The organism is Vibrio sp. NC2 (assembly GCF_025195005.1).
GTDB lineage: Bacteria > Pseudomonadota > Gammaproteobacteria > Enterobacterales > Vibrionaceae > Vibrio > Vibrio splendidus.
On record NZ_JANVFC010000004.1, the window covers coordinates 44,458 to 45,451 of the forward strand.

The 994-nt window shown below is 46.8% G+C and carries 1 protein-coding gene; it reads left to right on the forward strand.

The genetic code is table 11. From position 1 onward, the window contains the following. A partial coding sequence (locus NX845_RS07350; protein ID WP_311319402.1) for a glycoside hydrolase family 2 TIM barrel-domain containing protein occupies positions 1-994 on the forward strand: 994 nt, incomplete at both ends.

Here is a 994-nt window from a genome sequence, read left to right on the forward strand (position 1 = left end):
TGTGACTTTATTGAGAAAGCCCAAGGTCGCAATCGAGGATGTTGGTATTGAGACGCAGCTAGATGCTTGCTATCGCGATGCGGTTTTAAATATTTCTACGCAAATAACCAAGCACAGCAATGATGTAGAAGGCTTCGATAAGCTGAGAGCTGAACTTTATGATGCTCAAGGACAGTTGGTTTGTGAACCTCAAATCGTGGGCTTTGGTGAGCGAGTTGTGGATGAGAAAGGACCTTGGTCTGAAGTCGCTGAACACCGCATTTCAGTGGTGAATCCGAACAAGTGGAGTGCCGAATCACCTTATCTGTATCGTTGTGTGGTGTCATTGCTCAATGAACATGATGAGCTTGTCGATTGTGAGGCTTACGATGTCGGATTTCGATGTGTTGAAATTACCGATAGTTTGCTCAAAGTTAACGGTAAGCCGTTGCTGATTCGTGGTGTGAATCGCCATGAACATCACCCTGAGCTGGGTCATACCATGACGCGTGAATGCATGATTCAAGACATCAAGTTATTGAAACAGAACAACTTCAATGCCGTTAGAACCGCTCATTATCCGAATCACCCATTATGGTATGAATTGTGTGATGAGTATGGCCTGTATCTGGTTGATGAAGCGAATGTGGAAACCCATGGTCAATTTCCGATGTGTCGACTGTCTAATGATTCGTCGTGGTTGAATGCGTACATGAGACGAATGACAAGGCTGGTGGAGCGCGATAAAAACCACGCCAGCGTGATCATTTGGTCGTTGGGGAATGAGTCGGGGATTGGTCGTAATCACCATGCGATGTATCAATGGGTGAAGCAAGCTGATCCAACACGTCCCGTTCAGTATGAAGGTGGCGGGGCTGATACAGCAGCGACCGATATTTTATGTCCTATGTATGCGCGGGTTGATTGGGATTTACCTGTGGTTGAGAGTCAACCTGAAGTGACACCTCGCGTGGGTATTCGTAAAGCGATCGCTCTGCCAAACGAGCAACGTCCT